The 15,399-nt window shown below is 61.1% G+C and carries 18 protein-coding genes and 1 tRNA gene; 13 read left to right on the forward strand and 6 right to left on the reverse strand.

The window, feature by feature from the left end; translation table 11 throughout:
- Nucleotides 1-8: 8 nt before the first annotated feature.
- Together H3H36_RS22070 and gpmA are read right to left on the reverse strand one after the other, a co-directional pair.
- Complete coding sequence (locus H3H36_RS22070) at nucleotides 9-1,451, reverse strand: murein hydrolase activator EnvC family protein (protein WP_182220249.1); 1,443 nt, start codon at nucleotides 1,449-1,451, stop codon at nucleotides 9-11.
- A gap of 70 nt (nucleotides 1,452-1,521) precedes the next feature.
- Nucleotides 1,522-2,268 (reverse strand): 2,3-diphosphoglycerate-dependent phosphoglycerate mutase, encoded by a 747-nt coding sequence (gene gpmA, locus H3H36_RS22075; RefSeq protein ID WP_182220232.1) that lies wholly within the window; start codon nucleotides 2,266-2,268, stop codon nucleotides 1,522-1,524.
- Nucleotides 2,269-2,374: 106 nt separating this feature from the next.
- On the opposite strand from gpmA, the gene H3H36_RS22080 reads away from it, so the two are divergent.
- The 5 genes from H3H36_RS22080 to H3H36_RS22100 all read left to right on the forward strand — a co-directional run bounded on the left by H3H36_RS22080 (nucleotide 2,375) and on the right by H3H36_RS22100 (nucleotide 5,300).
- Nucleotides 2,375-2,776 carry a rhodanese-like domain-containing protein gene (locus tag H3H36_RS22080; protein WP_182220233.1) on the forward strand — a complete coding sequence of 134 codons (402 nt, stop codon included), beginning with the start codon at nucleotides 2,375-2,377 and terminating at the stop codon, nucleotides 2,774-2,776.
- A gap of 15 nt (nucleotides 2,777-2,791) precedes the next feature.
- The gene (grxC, locus tag H3H36_RS22085; RefSeq protein ID WP_182220234.1) at nucleotides 2,792-3,052 is read left to right on the forward strand and encodes a glutaredoxin 3; all 261 of its coding nucleotides are present in this window, start codon (nucleotides 2,792-2,794) and stop codon (nucleotides 3,050-3,052) included.
- 157 nt (nucleotides 3,053-3,209) lie between these two features.
- On the forward strand, nucleotides 3,210-3,686 hold the full coding sequence (secB, locus tag H3H36_RS22090; protein WP_182220235.1) for a protein-export chaperone SecB: 477 nt from the start codon (nucleotides 3,210-3,212) through the stop codon (nucleotides 3,684-3,686).
- A 70-nt stretch (nucleotides 3,687-3,756) separates the two neighbouring features.
- A complete protein-coding gene (locus tag H3H36_RS22095) occupies nucleotides 3,757-4,200 on the forward strand; it encodes an SH3 domain-containing protein (protein WP_182220236.1) in 444 nt (147 codons plus the stop codon).
- A 47-nt stretch (nucleotides 4,201-4,247) separates the two neighbouring features.
- Nucleotides 4,248-5,300 carry an NAD(P)H-dependent glycerol-3-phosphate dehydrogenase gene (locus H3H36_RS22100; protein ID WP_182220237.1) on the forward strand — a complete coding sequence of 351 codons (1,053 nt, stop codon included), beginning with the start codon at nucleotides 4,248-4,250 and terminating at the stop codon, nucleotides 5,298-5,300.
- A gap of 112 nt (nucleotides 5,301-5,412) precedes the next feature.
- Here the strand turns inward: H3H36_RS22100 and H3H36_RS22105 are convergent, their stop codons facing one another.
- Genes H3H36_RS22105 through mscL form a run of 3 tightly spaced genes read right to left on the reverse strand, consistent with a single transcriptional unit; the run spans nucleotide 5,413 to nucleotide 7,745 of the window.
- On the reverse strand, nucleotides 5,413-6,102 hold the full coding sequence (locus H3H36_RS22105) for a DUF2461 domain-containing protein (protein WP_182220238.1): 690 nt from the start codon (nucleotides 6,100-6,102) through the stop codon (nucleotides 5,413-5,415).
- A 16-nt stretch (nucleotides 6,103-6,118) separates the two neighbouring features.
- Nucleotides 6,119-7,267 (reverse strand): trypsin-like peptidase domain-containing protein, encoded by a 1,149-nt coding sequence (locus H3H36_RS22110; protein ID WP_182220239.1) that lies wholly within the window; start codon nucleotides 7,265-7,267, stop codon nucleotides 6,119-6,121.
- Between the two features lie 43 nt (nucleotides 7,268-7,310).
- Nucleotides 7,311-7,745: a large conductance mechanosensitive channel protein MscL gene (gene mscL / locus H3H36_RS22115; RefSeq protein ID WP_311196674.1), complete on the reverse strand. Its 435-nt coding sequence runs from the start codon at nucleotides 7,743-7,745 to the stop codon at nucleotides 7,311-7,313.
- Between the two features lie 342 nt (nucleotides 7,746-8,087).
- Here mscL and petA point away from each other — a divergent pair, with 342 nt between their 5' ends.
- The 7 genes from petA (at nucleotide 8,088) to H3H36_RS22150 (ending at nucleotide 13,713) form a co-directional block, all read left to right on the forward strand.
- Entirely contained in the window at nucleotides 8,088-8,696 is a 609-nt protein-coding gene (gene petA / locus H3H36_RS22120; RefSeq protein ID WP_182161662.1) for a ubiquinol-cytochrome c reductase iron-sulfur subunit, read from the forward strand.
- A gap of 1 nt (nucleotide 8,697) precedes the next feature.
- Nucleotides 8,698-10,110 (forward strand): cytochrome b, encoded by a 1,413-nt coding sequence (locus tag H3H36_RS22125; protein ID WP_182220240.1) that lies wholly within the window; start codon nucleotides 8,698-8,700, stop codon nucleotides 10,108-10,110.
- Nucleotides 10,111-10,143: 33 nt separating this feature from the next.
- The gene (locus H3H36_RS22130; protein ID WP_182220241.1) at nucleotides 10,144-10,908 is read left to right on the forward strand and encodes a cytochrome c1; all 765 of its coding nucleotides are present in this window, start codon (nucleotides 10,144-10,146) and stop codon (nucleotides 10,906-10,908) included.
- Between the two features lie 121 nt (nucleotides 10,909-11,029).
- A complete protein-coding gene (locus H3H36_RS22135) occupies nucleotides 11,030-11,641 on the forward strand; it encodes a glutathione S-transferase N-terminal domain-containing protein (RefSeq protein WP_017877976.1) in 612 nt (203 codons plus the stop codon).
- Nucleotides 11,642-11,723: 82 nt separating this feature from the next.
- The gene (locus H3H36_RS22140) at nucleotides 11,724-12,197 is read left to right on the forward strand and encodes a ClpXP protease specificity-enhancing factor (protein WP_182220242.1); all 474 of its coding nucleotides are present in this window, start codon (nucleotides 11,724-11,726) and stop codon (nucleotides 12,195-12,197) included.
- A 26-nt stretch (nucleotides 12,198-12,223) separates the two neighbouring features.
- Nucleotides 12,224-12,299 (forward strand) — tRNA-Thr (locus H3H36_RS22145).
- Nucleotides 12,300-12,651: 352 nt separating this feature from the next.
- Nucleotides 12,652-13,713 carry a tyrosine-type recombinase/integrase gene (locus H3H36_RS22150; protein ID WP_182220243.1) on the forward strand — a complete coding sequence of 354 codons (1,062 nt, stop codon included), beginning with the start codon at nucleotides 12,652-12,654 and terminating at the stop codon, nucleotides 13,711-13,713.
- A 425-nt stretch (nucleotides 13,714-14,138) separates the two neighbouring features.
- Here the strand turns inward: H3H36_RS22150 and H3H36_RS22155 are convergent, their stop codons facing one another.
- On the reverse strand, nucleotides 14,139-14,378 hold the full coding sequence (locus tag H3H36_RS22155) for a helix-turn-helix domain-containing protein (RefSeq protein WP_182220244.1): 240 nt from the start codon (nucleotides 14,376-14,378) through the stop codon (nucleotides 14,139-14,141).
- A gap of 75 nt (nucleotides 14,379-14,453) precedes the next feature.
- Here H3H36_RS22155 and H3H36_RS22160 point away from each other — a divergent pair, with 75 nt between their 5' ends.
- Nucleotides 14,454-15,038 (forward strand): LAGLIDADG family homing endonuclease, encoded by a 585-nt coding sequence (locus tag H3H36_RS22160; RefSeq protein ID WP_182220245.1) that lies wholly within the window; start codon nucleotides 14,454-14,456, stop codon nucleotides 15,036-15,038.
- Nucleotides 15,039-15,399 lie beyond the last annotated feature (361 nt).

Raw genomic sequence — 15,399 nt, forward strand, 5'->3', positions numbered from 1 at the left:
TGAAAACGCTAGAACCTGACCCAGCCAGCCGGATCGAACGGACGGCCCTGGTGGCGAAGCTCGAAGTATAAACCTGATTCTTCGTTACCGCCGCTGTTTCCGGCGCTGGCGATGGCGTCGCCCGCCTTGACGATGTCGCCGGCCCGTTTGAGCAGCGACTGGTTATTGCCGTAGATGCTCATGTACTGGCCGCCGTGGTCAACGATGATGAGGTTGCCGAAACCGCGCAGCCATTCCGCGAACACCACGCGGCCGGCGGCGATGGCGTGGATGTCCGCCCCTTCGGTGGCGCGGATGAACACGCCCTTCCAGCTGGGGCCGTCGCCCCGCTTGGCGCCGAATTTGGCGGCCAGCTTGCCGGCCACGGGCGCGCGCAACTGGCCTTTCAAGGCTTCGAACGCGCCGGCCGGCGCGGCCGGTGCCAGGGCAATATCGGCCGGCTTGGCGGCTGGGGGCGTGGAAGACTCGTCCTTCGGTTCCGGCTTGGGCTGCTGGGCCACCTTGGGTTCGTCCACAACTATCGGTTCGGGCTTGACGGGTGGCTTGACGGGTGCTGGCGGCAACTTGGCGGCGCCGGTCTTGCCCGCCTTGGCCAGCCGTTCGCGTTCGGCGCGTGCCTCGGCCTCGGCCGCGCGGGCCTTGGCCAGCGCCTGGGCCTTCGCTTCGGCCTCGGCCTTGGCCTTGGCGGCGCGGGCGGCGGCCAGTGCCTGCTGGCGGCGCTGCTCGGCGGCGGCGGCCTCGGCCTGTTCCTTGATCAGGCGCGACAGCTTGTCGACCAGGCCGGCCATGCGCTGCTCGTCGCGCTCGACGTTGCCCGCTTCCTTGCGCTGGGCCGCCAGCCGCTTGGACAGCGTGGCCAGCAAGGCCGCACGGCGGCCTTTTTCCTGCTCCAGCAAGGCTTTTTGCTGTAATTCCTCTGCCGCGATCTCAGCCAGCTCGTCCTTGGCGTTCTGCGCCTCGGCCTGGTTGGCTTCCACCGCCTTCAGATTGGCCCGCAACGCGTCCAGCAGACGGGCTTGTGCCTGCGACACATAGGCCAGCATCTGCAAGTCGCGGTTGATGCGGTTGGGGTTGTCACCTGACAACAATAACTTGATGCGATCCTCATTGCCCGCCACGTACTGCTGGCGCAGCAGCCGGGACAGCTGCTGCTTTTGCTGCTCGACCGTCACCACCAGCCGGTCGTGCTCGACCGACAGGCGGGCCAGCTTGTCGTTGGTGGCGGCCTGCTCGGCCGTCAGGTCGCGCAGCGTGCGGTTGGCGTCGGAAATGGCTTGCTCGGACTCGGCCAGGGTGTCGGCCGCGTCATCCTTGGCCGACTCCGTCTTGCTGATGTCGCGCTTGAGGGCGCTGAGCTTTTGCTGCAAGCCGGCGCGCTCGGCCTCGGCCGCCGCCTTCTGCTTGGCGCGCTCCGTGGTGCGGGCGTGCGCCGTGCCGCCGGCCAGGGCCATGGTCAGCAGGGCGCACAACAGGACAGCTACGCCGCGGCCGCGGCCGCGGGGGACATGAGGCAGCGGCAAATTACTTGGCCTTCCCTTGGTTGGCCACGGCCGCTTGCGCCGCCGCGATGGCGGCCGCGTCGCCCAGGTAGTAATGGCGGATCGGCTTGAGGTCGGCGTCCAGCTCGTACACGAGCGGCTGGCCGTTGGGGATGTTCAGGCCGACGATGTCCTCATCGCTGATGCCGTCGAGCATCTTGATCAGGGCGCGCAGGCTGTTGCCGTGGGCCGAGATCAGGATTTGCTTGCCGGCGCGGATGGCGGGGGCGATTTCCTCGTCCCAGGCCGGCATCACGCGGGCCACGGTGTCCTTCAGGCATTCGGTCAGGGGGATGGACGACTTGGGCAGGCCGGCGTAGCGCGGGTCGTTGAACGAGGTGCGGTCGTCGTTCTCGGCCAGCGGCGGCGGCGGGGTGTCGTAGCTGCGGCGCCACACCAGCACTTGCTCGTCGCCGTACTTGGCGGCCGTTTCCGCCTTGTCCAGGCCTTGCAGGGCGCCGTAGTGGCGCTCGTTGAGGCGCCAGTCGTGCTTGATCGGCAGGTACATCATATCCATCGCGTCCAGCGTCAGCCACAGGGTGCGGATGGCGCGCTTGAGCACCGAGGTATAGGCCAGGTCGAAGGTGAAACCGGCTTCCTTCAGGACGGCGCCGGCCGCCTTCGCTTCGGCGATGCCTTTTTCCGTCAGGTCAACGTCGGTCCAGCCGGTGAAGCGGTTCGACAGGTTCCAGGTGGATTCGCCATGGCGCATGAATACGATTTTGTACATAGGACTATCTTCAAAAAGGAGTGAACGGACAGAAAAACGCGGCTAACAGAACTCTTCCAGCCTTCTATTTTATAATGCGCGCATCAACTTCAACCATTGGACCACCGTGAAATTCTTCATTGATAATATTTTCATCATCGCCATCGTGCTCGTTTCGGGCGGCGCCCTGCTGTGGCCAGCCCTGACCCAACGGGGCAAGCGCGCCTCGGCGCTGGAAGTGACTCAGTTGATAAACCGCGGCAAAGCCACCATTGTGGATGTACGCGACGCCACCGAGTTCGCCACCGGACACTTGCCTAACGCCAAGAACATTCCGCTGGCCGAGCTGGCCCAGCGCGTGGGCGAACTCGATGGCGCGAAAAGCAAGAGCGTAATCGTGGTGTGCCAGAGCGGCGCCCGCGCCGCCTCGGCCGCCGGCCTGCTGCAAAAGGCCGGCTTCGCCGAAGTCGTCAATCTGGATGGTGGTGTTGCCGCGTGGAAAACCGCCGGCCTGCCGCTGTCGAAATAAAGGAAGGAAGTTTGCATGACCGCCCCCGTCACCCTGTATAGCACCGCCGTTTGCCCCTACTGCGTGCGCGCCGAGCGCCTGCTGGAAGCCAAAGGCGTGACCGCGATCAACAAGATCCGCGTCGACCTCGACCCTGAACAGCGCGTCGCGATGATGGAACGCACGGGCCGCCGCACGGTGCCCCAGATTTACATCGGCGAAACCCACGTCGGTGGCTTCGACGACCTGTACGCGCTCGACCAGGCCGGCGGCCTGGACCCCTTGTTAAAAGGTTAAGCACCCCCAAATACAACGCGAGGGCGGAAATCGTCGGATTTTGAATTGGTTTTGATACAATTGCCCTCGCGTTTGATTTGAGCCTTCCACAAGACCTCGCAAACAAACTTACACGGGGCGGCGCTGCCGCTCGTTTCCACTATAACGAAAGCGTTCCATGTCTGAAGAAAACCTGCAACCAGTATTCCAAATCCAACGCGTCTACCTGAAAGACATGTCGCTGGAACAACCGAATTCCCCAGCCATCTTCCTGGAACAGGAAGCGCCAACCATCGAAGTGGCCCTGGACGTGGGCGCCGAGCCCCTGGCCGACGGCATCTTCGAATCGACCGTGACCATCACCGTGACCGCCAAGGTCAAGGATAAAGTGGCGTTCCTGGTCGAAGGCAAGCAAGGCGGCATCTTCGAGGCACGCAACATTCCTGCCGAACAACTGGACCCGCTGCTGGGTATCGGCTGCCCGAACATCGTCTACCCTTACCTGCGCGCCAACATCGCCGACGTGATCACCCGTGCCGGCTTCCCGCCCGTGCACCTGGCTGAGATCAACTTCGAAGTGTTCTACCAGCAGCGCATGGCAGCGATGGCCGAAGCGGCCGCCAAGGCCAACGGCGCCGCCGCACCAGCGAACTAAGCAAGACAGCAAGCCAGACCGGCGGGCCGCGTCACACGCGCCCGCCGGTTTGTTACCTTTAAGGCAAGCAATGACTTTTCCCCGTTGGATTGCAGGCGCCCTGCTGTTGTTGGCCACGGCCACCAGCCAGGCGTTCGACTTCAAGACGGTGGGCGCGGCCCCGGCCATTTTGTACGATGCTCCCTCCACCAAGGGCGGCAAGCTGTTCATCGTGCCACGCGGCACCCCGCTGGAAGTGGTGCTGACCTACGGCGACTGGGTCAAGGTGCGCGACCTGAGCGGCGAGCTGGCGTGGACGGAAGCGAAAGGCCTGAGCGCCAAGCGCAACGTGATCGTGCGTACGGCCAACGTCAAGATCCGCGCCACGGCCGACGACAATGGCGCCCCCGTGTTCATCGCCGACAAGGGCGTGCTGCTGGAACTGGCCGAACCGGCCGCCGGCGGCTGGGTCAAGGTGCGTCACCGCGACGGCCTGACCGGCTACATCAAGAATACCGACATCTGGGGCCTGTGAGGCCCAGGGCGGCATGACGCCGCCCATTCAACGCTGCCCGAGGCGCCATGCAAGACCACCCAAACCATAAGAACGCCATCGCGCGCCACATCACCGTGCTGGGCGCGGGCGCCTGGGGCACGGCCGTCGCCATCGCGCTGGCCCAGCGCCATGCCGTGCGCCTGTGGGGCCGCGACACGGCCGCCATGCAAGCCATGGCCGCCGCCGGCGAAAACACCCATTACCTGCCCGGCTTCCCGTTCCCGGCCGGCCTGGCCGTCGAGCCCGATTTCGACGCGGCCCTGGCCCACGCAGCCGCTCCGGACGGCTTGCTGATCGCGGCTTGCCCCGTGGCCGGCCTGCGCCCGCTGCTGGAACAACTGAAAACCCGCGCCATCGCCAACCTCGTGTGGCTGTGCAAGGGCTTCGAATATGGCACCGGCCTACTGCCGCACCAGATCGTGCGCCAGGTGCTTGGCGATACCGTGCCGGCCGGCGCCCTGTCCGGCCCCTCGTTCGCGCAGGAAGTGGCGCGCGGCCTGCCGTGCGCGCTGACCATCGCGTCCGACTCGGCGCCGCTGCGCGAAGCCGTCGTCTCGGCCGTACATGGCGGCAATATCCGCGTCTATGCCAGCACCGACCTGGTGGGGGTCGAAGTGGGCGGCGCCGTCAAGAATATCCTGGCCATCGCCACCGGCGTGGCCGACGGCCTGGGCCTGGGCCTGAATGCGCGCGCGGCCCTGATCACGCGCGGCCTGGCGGAAATCACCCGGCTTGGCACCCGCTTGGGTGGCCAGGTGGAAACCTTCATGGGGCTGACGGGCATGGGCGACCTGATCCTGACCTGCACGGGCGACCTGTCGCGCAACCGGCGCGTGGGCCTGGGTTTATCGCAGGACAAGCCGCTGGACGTGATCGTGCATGAACTGGGCCACGTGGCCGAAGGCGTGCCCTGCGCCAAGGCCGTGCGCGAACTGGCCGGCAAGCTCGGTGTGGACATGCCCATCACCAACGCCGTGGCTGGCGTGCTGTTCGACGGCGTGCCGCCCAAGGCCATGGTAGCGCGCCTGCTGGCGCGCGACCCGCGCGACGAGAAGCTCGCCCCGACCAGCGGCAACTAATCCGCTGTAGACAGTTGTGAAAAATGGGGACGGACCCCAATTTTCACGATGTGAAAATTGGGGTCCGTCCCCATTTTTCCGTCCCCGCTTTTCGCTCTTTTCCGTGGCCGCCTTATTCGGCCACTTCCTCTTCCTTCGCTTGCCGCATCCAGGTCACCAGCGGGAACGCATCCTGCATGCCGCTGGCGATGGTGGGCACGAGCTGCTCGGGCCGGTTGATCGGCAAATCGATCTCCGTCCATACGAAGAAACTCTTGAGCTTGATGTATTCGATGTGCTCGGCCTCGGGATCGAAACCCTTGGGCGGACGCATCAGCTTGCCCTCATTCTGGATGTCGCCAAAAGTGGCGCGCAGGCGCTTGTTTTTGAGCACCTTGGTGAAGCCGGCCGCGTCATCGACCATCAGCTGGCGCAAGGCGCGCAGCCGGCCCGGCGGCGGCATGTATTCGCCGGCGCCGAACAGCAGCTTGCCGTTGCCATCCATCTGGAAATAATAGGTGGGGCCGCCCGCCTTGCTGGGGCGGCGCATGTCGTTCGGCGCGATGGCGGCCGAGAAACGGGTCTTGTACGGGCGCTTGTCGTGGGCAAAGCGCACGTCGCGGTTGATGCGGAACATGGCTTTCTTGGGATTGCAGAACTTGACGGCCGGATCGAACTTGCCCAGCGCGGCGATCAGCTCCGTCACCACTTGCAGGAATTCTTCGCGCAGGATGTCGTAGCGCGGCTTGTTCATGATGAACCAGGGGCGGTTGTTGTTCTCTTCCAGTTCTTGGAGGTAGCGGGTCAGGTCGCGCAGGTGCATGCAGGTTCCGGTAAGGTTATTTGACGCCGGCCGGCCGCTTGCCCACCACGATGTCGAGCGTGGTTTCGCGGCTCTTGCGCAGCACTGTCATTTTCGCGTTGCCGCCCGGCGTGAGCTGGGCGATCAGGTTCAGCACTTCGTTGGTGTCGGCCACGGGCCGCCCTTCCACCGACAGCAGGATATCGCCCGGCTTCATGCCGCCCTTGTCGGCCGGGCCGTTGCGCACCACGCCGGCGATGATGGCGCCGCTTTGCCGGCTCAGGCCGAAGCTTTCCGCCAGTTCCGGCGTGATTTCCTGGGTCTCCACCCCGATCCAGCCGCGCACCACGTGGCCGGACTTGATGATCGCTTCCATCACGGAACGGGCCGTGGAGACGGGAATGGCGAAGCCGATGCCGACCGAACCGCCGGTCTGCGAATAAATGGCCGAGTTAATGCCCAGCAGATTGCCGTTGGTGTCGATCAGCGCGCCGCCCGAGTTGCCGAAGTTGATGGCGGCGTCCGTCTGGATGAAGTTCTCGAAGTGGTTGATGTGCAGGTTGTTGCGCCCCAGCGCGGAAATGATGCCCATGGTGACCGTCTGCCCCACGCCGAACGGGTTGCCGATGGCCAGCACCACGTCGCCCACCTGGGCTTGCTCGGGCTGGCCCAGCACGATCACGGGCAGCTTGTCGAGGCCGATCTTGATGACGGCCAGGTCCGTTTCCGGGTCCGTGCCCACCACCTTGGCGGCCGCCTTGCGGCCATCGGCCAGTACCACCTCGATCTCGTCGGCCGCTTCCACCACGTGGTTATTGGTCAGGATATAGCCTTCCGCGCTGACGATGACGCCCGAGCCCAGGCTCGATTCTTCATCGTCCGGCTCGCCGTCGCGGTCGCCGAAGAATTTCTTGAAGAAGGGGTCGCGCAGCAAGTGCTTGCCGCGCCGCGGCACCTTGCTGGTGAGGATGTTGACGACGGCCGGCATGGCGCGCGCGGCCGCCACGCGGTAGCTGCCCGAGGTGTGGGCCGACGACGCTTGCAGCGCCAGCGCCGACACCGGCGCCGGGCCGGCGGACAGGGGCGCCCGCCCACCGATGGTCCCGTTACCCAGGGCCGTGTAGACAAAATACAGTGCCAGTACGATGGTCACCGTTTGCGCAAACAATAACCACAGTCGTCGCATAGCGTTTCTATCAGGGGGACACGCCGCAGCGGCGTGCCCGGGTCTAGCGGTTCTTCAGGGCGTCGCGGATCTCGCGCAACAGCACCACGTCTTCCGGCGTGGGTGGCGGCCCCTCCGGTTCAGCCGGCTTGACCGGCTCGGCCAGGTGGCGGGCCTTGTTCATCAGGCGCACCATCTGGAAGATCACGAACGCCAGTATCAGGAAGTTTAACAGGATGGTGGCGAAGTTACCGTACGCGAAAACAGCTCCCAGCTTCTTCGCTTCCACCAGGCTCAGCGCAGGGTTCTGGCCATTGAGCGGCAGGTAATAGTTGGCGAAATCGAGGCCGCCAAACAGCTTGCCGATGGGCGGCATGATGATGTCTTGCACCAGGGAATCGACGATCTTGCCGAACGCGCCGCCGATGATCACACCGACGGCCAGGTCGACCACGTTACCCTTCATGGCGAATTCTTTAAATTCTTGCATCATTGCCATCTTTTTATCCTCGCTGTGTGGTCAATTTTGAACAAAGTTGCAACTGGATCATACTATTGTTTCATTTAGAAGCCAAACAAGGCACACAGTTGCACGCAACGCATGCTTTTTGCGCTATAAGCTTGATTTGCGTCAATTGAACCCAGCGGGGGCACGCAGTTCGGGATGGAGTCGCAGAAATTCAAGTCCTGAGTGGCCTCGGCTTGATTTGACTTACGGTCTGAGCAACGTTTTTGCTTTAACTCGCTACACGGTTCAAATATAATTTAAGGTTATTAGCGGCTATCTTAGCGCATCGTAAGCTTTCGAGTTTTGTTCGCATTTTGACTGATTGGGGTTTGTATGAGTAACGAAAAGCAGGTCGATTCCGGCCGACGTGGCTTGCTCGTCGCCACGTGTGCGGCGGGCAGTGTGGTCGGTGTAGGCACCGCAGGAGCCTTGGTAAGTACATTCCAGCCGTCGGAGCGGGCGAAAGCCGCTGGCGCGCCGGTGGAAGTGGATATCTCCACCCTCAATCCGGGCGAGATGAAGACGGTCGAATGGCGCGGCAAACCGGTGTGGATCCTGCGCCGCACGCCGGAAATGATCGCCTCGCTCAAGCAGACCGATGGCAAGGTGGCCGACGCCGAATCGAAGCGTAACCCGGCCGAATTCACGCCCGAGTACGCACGCAACGAATGGCGCTCGATCAAGCCGGAAATCCTGGTGGCGGTCGGCATCTGCACCCACCTCGGTTGCTCGCCCTCGTCCAAGTTCGCCCCGGGCCCGCAGCCCTCGCTGCCTGACGACTGGGCCGGCGGCTTCCTGTGCCCGTGCCACGGTTCGACCTTCGACCTGGCCGGCCGCGTGTTCAAGAACAAACCCGCACCGGACAACCTGCAAGTGCCGCGCCATATGTACCTGAGCGACACCAAACTGGTCATCGGTAAAGACGAAAAGGGCGAGGCATAATATGGCGGCTTTCAAAGAAACCAAATTCCCCGCCGACGCACCGGTGGCGCAAAAGGCGCTGGGCTGGGTCGACGACCGCTTCCCGCTGACCAAGCTGTGGAACGACCAATGGGGCAAGTACTACGCCCCGAAAAACTTCAACTTCTGGTACATCTTCGGTTCGCTGGCCATGCTGGTGCTGGTGCTGCAGATCGTCACCGGCATCTTCCTGACCATGCACTACAAGCCGGACGCCAACCTGGCCTTCGGTTCGGTCGAATACATCATGCGTGAAGTTCCATGGGGCTGGCTGGTGCGCTATATGCACTCGACCGGCGCCTCGTCGTTCTTCATCATCGTCTACCTGCACATGACGCGCGGCCTGATGTACGGTTCCTACCGCAAGCCACGCGAACTGATCTGGCTGTTCGGTTTCGCCATCTTCCTGTGCCTGATGGCCGAAGCGTTCTTCGGCTACCTGCTGCCATGGGGCCAGATGTCGTACTGGGGCGCCCAGGTGATCGTCAACCTGTTCGGCGCCATCCCCTTCATCGGCCCTGACCTGTCGCTGTGGATCCGCGGCGACTACGTGGTGTCCGACGCCACCCTGAACCGCTTCTTCGCGTTCCACGTGATCGCCATCCCGCTGGTGCTGCTGGGCCTGGTGGCTGCCCACCTGATCGCGCTGCATGAAATCGGCTCGAGCAACCCGGACGGCATCGAAGTGAAGGAAAACCTGGGCCCGGACGGCCACCCGGTCGATTCCATCCCGTCGCACCCGTACTACACCGTGCACGACCTGTTCGGCGTGTCCGTGTTCCTGACCATCTTCAGCGCCGTGGTGTTCTTCGCGCCGGAAATGGGCGGCTACTTCCTGGAGTACAACAACTTCCTGCCGGGCGACTCGCTCAAGACCCCGCTGCACATCGCGCCGACCTGGTACTTCACGCCGTTCTACTCGGTGCTGCGCGCCACCACGGCCGACTTCATGTACGTGCTGATGTTCGCCACGGCCGCCTATGTGTCGTTCGTGTGGCTCAAGTCGCGCCTGCCAAGCAAGGTCAAGGCCGCCATCGCCGGTATCGCGCTGCTGGCCATCATCGGCATGCTGCCGCAGGTGCTGGACGCGAAATTCTGGGGTGTGGTGTTCTTCGGCGGTTCGGTCGTGATCCTGGCGTTCCTGCCATGGCTGGACCACTCGCCGGTGAAATCGATCCGCTACCGTCCGGACTGGCATAAATACGTGTACCTGCTGTTCGGCCTGTCGTTCCTGACGCTGGGCTACCTGGGTACCCAGCCGCCGACGGAAACCAAGACCATGATCTCGCAGGTGTGCACGCTGTTCTACTTCAGCTTCTTCCTGCTGATGCCGTGGTGGAGCACCATGGGTAGCTTCAAGAAAGTGCCGGACCGTGTGACGTTCCACGCGCACTAAGCCGACCCACGCTCAGCACACAAAGGACATTACATGAATTTCACGAAGAAATTGCTCGCCATGCTGGCCCTGCTGCCAGGCCTGGCACTGGCCAACGAAGGCGGCTATCCGCTGGACAAGGCACCTGACCGTTCCAACGACATGGCCGCGCTGCAGAACGGCGCCAAGCTGTTCGTCAACTATTGCCTGAACTGCCACAACGCTTCCTCCATGCGCTACAACCGCCTGAAGGACCTGGGCCTGACGGAAGACCAGATCAAGGCCAACCTGCTGTTTACCGGCGAAAAAGTGGGCGACATGATGACCACCACCATGAATCCGAAAGATGCGAAAGCATGGTTCGGCGTGGTGCCGCCCGACCTGTCCGTGATCGCCCGCGCCAAGGCGTCGGGCGCCGGCAGCGGCGGCGACTACCTGTACACCTACCTGCGCACCTTCTACAAGGATGACACCCGCCCCACCGGCTGGAACAACCTGGTGCTGGCCAACGTGGCCATGCCGCACATCCTGTGGGAACTGCAAGGCGTGCAGACGGCCAAGATGGAAGAGGTGGACGATCCGCACGAACCAGGCAAGAAAATCCACCAATTTGTCGGCTTCGAGCAAGTCACGCCGGGTAAGATGTCCAAGATCGAGTATGATACGGCCGTCGCCGATCTGGTAGGCTACATGGAATGGATGGCTGAACCGGCCCAGGGTACCCGCAAGCGCCTCGGCGTGGCGGTGGTGATGTTCATGTCGCTGTTCGCCTTGCTGGCGTGGCGCTTGAACGCCTCCTACTGGAAAGAAGTCAAATAAAATAAGTTTGTGCGCCGCCGCCCATGTGGCGGCGCATGTGTTTGCGTGGCCCGCGTTGGCGGGCGATCCAGGGTGATCCGTTTTTCGGATTCACCCTCTTTGTTTCTAAGGAACTATAAAAATGATGGTTCTCTATTCGGGTACGACCTGCCCATTTTCCCAGCGCTGCCGCCTGGTCCTGTTTGAAAAAGGCATGGACTTCGAGGTGCGCGATGTCGACCTGTTCAACAAGCCGGAAGACATTTCGACCATGAACCCGTATGGCCAGGTACCGATCCTGGTCGAGCGCGAACTGATCCTGTACGAATCGAACATCATCAACGAGTACATCGACGAGCGCTTCCCGCACCCGCAACTGATGCCGGCCGACCCGCTGATGCGCGCCCGTGCCCGTTTGATGCTGTTCAACTTCGAAAAAGAGTTGTTCGTCCACGTGCACGTGCTGGAAAGCGAACGCGCCAAGGGTAACGACAAGAGCCACGACAAGGCCCGCGCGGAAATCCGCGACCGCCTGACGACGCTGGCGCCGCTGTTCCTGAAGAACAAGTACATGCTGGGCGACGAGTTCTCCATGCTGGACGTGGCCGTGGCCCCGCTGCTGTGGCGCCTCGACCACTACGGCATTGAACTGTCGAAGACGGCCGCGCCGCTGATGAAGTACGCCGAGCGCATCTTCTCGCGTCCCGCCTACATCGAAGCGCTGACCCCGTCGGAAAAGGTCATGCGCCGCTAAGCGGACGCCGACCGCCTCACTTGAAGTATCGGCGCGCCGCAGCCCACAGGGGCGGCGCGCCGCGTTTTACTGCTGACTCATCATGTCCGAAATTTCAACCAAGCCCTACATGCTGCGCGCCATCTACGAATGGTGCACCGATAGCGGCTACACCCCTTACCTGGCCGTCAAGGTCGATGGCGCGACCACGGTGCCGATGGAATATGTGAAGAAGGGCGAGATTGTCCTCAACATCAGTTTCGGCGCCACCTCCGGCCTCAAGATGGACAACGACAGCATCCGTTTCCATGCCCGCTTTGGCGGCGTGTCGCGTGAAATCTTCGTCCCGGTCAACAACGTGATGGCCATCTATGCCAACGAGAATGGCCAAGGCATGGCGTTCGAAACCCAGCTTGGCTTTAGCGAACCGGTGCCGGAACCGGCCCCGCCCGCACCATCGCTGGCCGCCGTGCCACCGGCCCAGGGCGAGCCCGACAGCCCCGCCGCAAGCGCGCCGGACGACGATACCGACCCGCCCAAAAAGGGTGGCCGCCCCACCCTTACGCGGATTAAATAAGCTATAATCCGCACCGTACAAGTTTCGCCGACTTAGCTCATTTGGTAGAGCAGTTGATTTGTAATCATCAGGTGGCCAGTTCGAAACCGGCAGTCGGCACCAGAAATGCGCAGGAAAATCAAAGGGTTGCATGCATAAGAGCATGCAACCCTTTTTGTTTTTTGAATGCATGGGACACTGGCGGGACAGTTCAATCCAAATTTTATGTTTTGCGGAAGCAGCAGCGCCTCCCTCCTGATTTTTCACACCCAACTGATGTTTGAACCGGAAATTTCACGGCCCGGCCTCATCCAACTGCCCCAAATTTGCCCCATGGTGCAACTAAAACTTGCTAACTCACTGATTAAGTGCAAGTTTTACTTGCACATCTGAAGATTATTTATCTTCTGTTGCCATTATTTCCTATTTGTTCTATGCTTTCCTGAGGTGTCCGTTTGTACTCTTGGAGGGTGGAATGGCAACAATTGAAAAGCGGGTGGGTGGCGATGGTGCGGTGACCTATCGTGTGAAGGTGCGCCTAAAAGGACACGCACCAGAGACGGCCAGCTTCGACCGGCGCACCGACGCAAAAGAGTGGGCACAACGAATTGAGGCCGACATCAAGGCCGGACGACACTTCGGCACCAGTAAGCGCCACACCTTGGCTGAGCTGCTCGACCGCTATGAGCAGTCCGAACTGTCAAAACTCAAATCAGCCAGGACAGTCAAGGCGAAGCTTGACTGGTGGCGGCGCCATCACGGCGAAAAAATGTTATCGGAAATGACACGCGACATAATCGCCAAGGCGCGTGATGACTTACAGGCTACACCGAAACAACGGGGCAGCGGGCAACGGTCAGCGGCAGATGTGAACCGGACGCTCGCGGCTTTATCCAGCGTATGCTCCTTCGCCGTCAAAGAACTCGGGTGGCTGGACCGCAACCCACTCGAACTGGTGAACAAGCCTTCTGAGAACAAAGGCCGAGTACGCTTCCTGTCCAGCGAAGAGCTGCCTCGATTCTTGCAAGCCTGCCGCGAGTCAACCAACAGCCACCTCTATCTGGCGGTGGTACTTGCACTCACCACAGGTGCGCGACAATCAGAGGTGATGGGGCTGCGTTGGCCACAAATCGACTTTGCGCGCAGAACAGCCTTGCTGGGTGACAGCAAGAACGGTGATGCTCGATCGCTCCCCTTGAGCGGCGACGCCATCCGGCTACTTCGTGAACGAGCAACCGTAGTAGCCGTCGACGATAACCGGCTATTTCCGCCAAAGCAAGGAAGTAAATCACCTTACCTGGACCTGCGCGCTCCCTTCAAGGCAGCGTTGAACAGTGCAGGCATCGTCGATTTCCATTGGCATGACTTACGGCACACAGCCGCATCATACCTAGCGATGGCAGGCACGTCCCCACTCATGATTTCAAAGATTCTGGGACAACGAACCATGGCTATGGTTGCGCGATATTCCCACCTGGCGCCTGAAAGCGTGGTCGAACTTGGCGATCTACTGGCCACGCGCATGGGGGTTGAATAGTTCACGCCAAATCACATGGGGCCAATTAACGCTTGCATTGACGCTGACCCATGGCTTGATCCGCCAAGCTGTGGCCACTATTAACGCCTATATGAGGAAGTCGCATTGGAAAAGAACTACATGGACGTGCCTGTCGTCATCCAGCTCGAAGCAATAGCAACGGGGATTTCGGTGAATGACCTCGCCGACGCCATCTTTAAGCCACTACAACGCGACCTCCATGAACAGCTGACCAGGCATGGACCGAATTTCTCCATTCTCTTATACACACAGAGCCAACGCTTCTCCCCCCGTCCTGACTTTCGATGCAACCTCGCACTCGATCTGCTGCCCGAACCACCCTGGAACAGTACGAACACCATCGATATACAGCGGCGACTTGAGCTTGACGCAGATGCGTTTCCTGACTACGTGCAGGAGGCTCGTCAACGCCTAACAGGCGCCGACCTGGATTTGCTGGAGCAGCGGCTACCGACCTCAATTCTCAGAGCGTCCGCCAGTATCTCAATCGCATCAAGCGACGGATTCGCGCCGCCGCGTTCGATGCGGCTCATATAGCTGCGTGCGAACCCACAACGGTCAGCGAAGGTTTCTTGCGACAGGCCGCGCTCAAGTCGTAATTCCTTGATTCTCGCGCCAAATTGCTTTCTTAGGATTGTAGTCACCCCAAGACTCTGGAGTAATGTACACTATTCGACCACGCACTAATCGTGACATCCGATGACCCCAATATTTCCTAAATGAAACCCCACCCCTTAGACGCTTTATTGCAGAGAATTGACGATAGGCCAGCGGCAAGAAAAAATCGACTTGCCTGGCTTGCCGGTATCATTGATGGGGAAGGTAACCTACAAGCTACCGTACAGGAAAAAAAATGTGGATCGGATGGAACGCGGCGCAATTACTTTGAGCCGAAGGTCAGAATCACCAACACGGACGTTCGCATGATTAAGCGGATTTCTGAAATTTACGTTGAACATGGTATCGTGTTTTTCTACGCAATCAATCACGTGAAGCGATACAAGAACCGCAAATCGACCTGGCGAAACCAACTTGAAATCACCGTGTCTGCAAAGGTCAACATCGTCAAACTGTTGCAGTTGGTATTACCTTACTTAGTTGCGAAGCGACGCTATGCGGAGCTACTACTTGACACGATAAAATGGGTAGATGCACAGCCACACCGTGGACGATTTTCTAAAGGTCAACCCTACTCAGAGCTGCCAGCATTTTGGGAACATATCGATGCAATGGCAGTCGAACGCGATTCCCTCATTGAACCCATACACACTAACCGTACAGCCAACATAATTCTGAGTTGGTGAACCCTTTCGGAAGGGGGGGCGCTAGACGGTGTAAAACCAGCGTGGCTGGTCGGCATCGGCCCGTCGGGCGTGCCGGTGGGCCGGCGGTAGTTGCGCACCAGCTCGTCAAAGAAATCGCGTCCCTGCGCCTGTACGACAGCCGCAGGGACACGGAACTCAGCGTTGCTGACGGCGAGCGGCTGACCACGGCGCAGATACGGACGCCCTTGCTGGGCACGGCCAACGCCATGCTGACGTCCAACAAGAACAAGACCGTTATTGCGACCAAAACAAGGGCGCAGCCTCCGACCAATTTAGCCTCTCAGGGTTTCGGTCATCCTCACGAAGACGATTGCGCCAGATAGTAAGGTTAGGCCCGCCA

The sequence above is a fragment of the Rugamonas fusca genome (assembly GCF_014042365.1).
Taxonomy (GTDB): domain Bacteria; phylum Pseudomonadota; class Gammaproteobacteria; order Burkholderiales; family Burkholderiaceae_D; genus Rugamonas; species Rugamonas fusca.

Excerpts from the sequence above, each read along its gene's own strand:
- H3H36_RS22070 (WP_182220249.1), bottom strand. The coding sequence starts at position 1,451 with ATGGCCCTGGCCGGCGGCACGGCGCACGCCCGCACCACGGAGCGCGCC.
- gpmA (WP_182220232.1), bottom strand. The coding sequence starts at position 2,268 with ATGTACAAAATCGTATTCATGCGCCATGGCGAATCCACCTGGAACCTG.
- grxC (WP_182220234.1), top strand. The coding sequence starts at position 2,792 with ATGACCGCCCCCGTCACCCTGTATAGCACCGCCGTTTGCCCCTACTGC.
- secB (WP_182220235.1), top strand. The coding sequence starts at position 3,210 with ATGTCTGAAGAAAACCTGCAACCAGTATTCCAAATCCAACGCGTCTAC.
- H3H36_RS22095 (WP_182220236.1), top strand. The coding sequence starts at position 3,757 with ATGACTTTTCCCCGTTGGATTGCAGGCGCCCTGCTGTTGTTGGCCACG.
- H3H36_RS22100 (WP_182220237.1), top strand. The coding sequence starts at position 4,248 with ATGCAAGACCACCCAAACCATAAGAACGCCATCGCGCGCCACATCACC.
- H3H36_RS22105 (WP_182220238.1), bottom strand. The coding sequence starts at position 6,102 with ATGCACCTGCGCGACCTGACCCGCTACCTCCAAGAACTGGAAGAGAAC.
- H3H36_RS22110 (WP_182220239.1), bottom strand. The coding sequence starts at position 7,267 with ATGCGACGACTGTGGTTATTGTTTGCGCAAACGGTGACCATCGTACTG.
- mscL (WP_311196674.1), bottom strand. The coding sequence starts at position 7,745 with ATGGCAATGATGCAAGAATTTAAAGAATTCGCCATGAAGGGTAACGTG.
- petA (WP_182161662.1), top strand. The coding sequence starts at position 8,088 with ATGAGTAACGAAAAGCAGGTCGATTCCGGCCGACGTGGCTTGCTCGTC.
- H3H36_RS22125 (WP_182220240.1), top strand. The coding sequence starts at position 8,698 with ATGGCGGCTTTCAAAGAAACCAAATTCCCCGCCGACGCACCGGTGGCG.
- H3H36_RS22130 (WP_182220241.1), top strand. The coding sequence starts at position 10,144 with ATGAATTTCACGAAGAAATTGCTCGCCATGCTGGCCCTGCTGCCAGGC.
- H3H36_RS22135 (WP_017877976.1), top strand. The coding sequence starts at position 11,030 with ATGATGGTTCTCTATTCGGGTACGACCTGCCCATTTTCCCAGCGCTGC.
- H3H36_RS22140 (WP_182220242.1), top strand. The coding sequence starts at position 11,724 with ATGTCCGAAATTTCAACCAAGCCCTACATGCTGCGCGCCATCTACGAA.
- H3H36_RS22150 (WP_182220243.1), top strand. The coding sequence starts at position 12,652 with ATGGCAACAATTGAAAAGCGGGTGGGTGGCGATGGTGCGGTGACCTAT.
- H3H36_RS22160 (WP_182220245.1), top strand. The coding sequence starts at position 14,454 with ATGAAACCCCACCCCTTAGACGCTTTATTGCAGAGAATTGACGATAGG.